Genomic DNA, 860 nt, shown 5'->3' on the forward strand with positions numbered 1-860 from the left:
TCGAATCACGCGGGCGGTGTCTTAGGCGGTATTTCAACAGGGCAGGATATTGTTGCGCATATGGCTTTGAAGCCGACCTCAAGCATTCATTTGCCGGGTAAAAGTATCGATACAGCAGGCAATCAGATTGAAGTATCAACCAAAGGCCGTCACGACCCATGCGTGGGTATTCGTGCTACGCCCATTGCTGAAGCGATGATGGCAATGGTTTTGTTGGATCACCTAATGCGCCATCGTGCTCAAAATGCTGACGTTGTCTGTGAAACACCGAGAATCTAAGACGGTATGAAAGTTTCTGATTTTGATTTTGACTTGCCGCCCGAGCTAATTGCTAACTACCCGACAGAAGAGCGAAGCCAAAGCCGTTTGTTGGTGGTCGAAGGTAGTGAGGGGAAACTAGCTCATCGATCCTTTGCTGATGTTTATGAGCTGGTTAATGAAAACGACTTACTGGTATTCAATGATACCAAGGTTGTTCCAGCGCGTTTGTTTGCGAAGAAAGAAAGTGGCGGCAAACTGGAAATTCTTTTTGAGCGAATGATTGATAGTCATACGTTTTTAGCGCATGTCAGGTCTAGCCGTTCCCCTAAAGAAGGTAGCAAGATTCTTGTTGATACCGACGATGGTAGCACGCAAGTAATCGAAATGAAGGGGCGACAGAATGCACTGTTTATTCTTGAGACCGAGTCTTTAGAGGTTTTTGATCTGCTTGAAAAGTACGGCCACATTCCTTTACCTCCGTATATTGAGCGTGGTGATGAGGATATGGATCAGGATCGTTATCAAACTGTCTATGCCGATAAGCCAGGCGCGGCAGCAGCGCCTACGGCAGGCTTGCACTTTGATGATGAGCTTATTGA

Annotated in this window: 2 protein-coding genes; both read left to right on the forward strand. The window is 46.6% G+C overall.

The window, feature by feature from the left end; translation table 11 throughout:
• A partial coding sequence (locus A3763_RS04415) for a chorismate synthase (RefSeq protein ID WP_156494905.1) occupies positions 1 to 279 on the forward strand: 279 nt, incomplete at its 5' end.
• 6 nt (positions 280 to 285) lie between these two features.
• Positions 286 to 860: S-adenosylmethionine:tRNA ribosyltransferase-isomerase (locus tag A3763_RS04420; RefSeq protein ID WP_197482763.1), on the forward strand; the 575-nt coding region annotated here is incomplete at its 3' end.

It is taken from the genome of Oleiphilus sp. HI0128 (assembly GCF_001635365.1).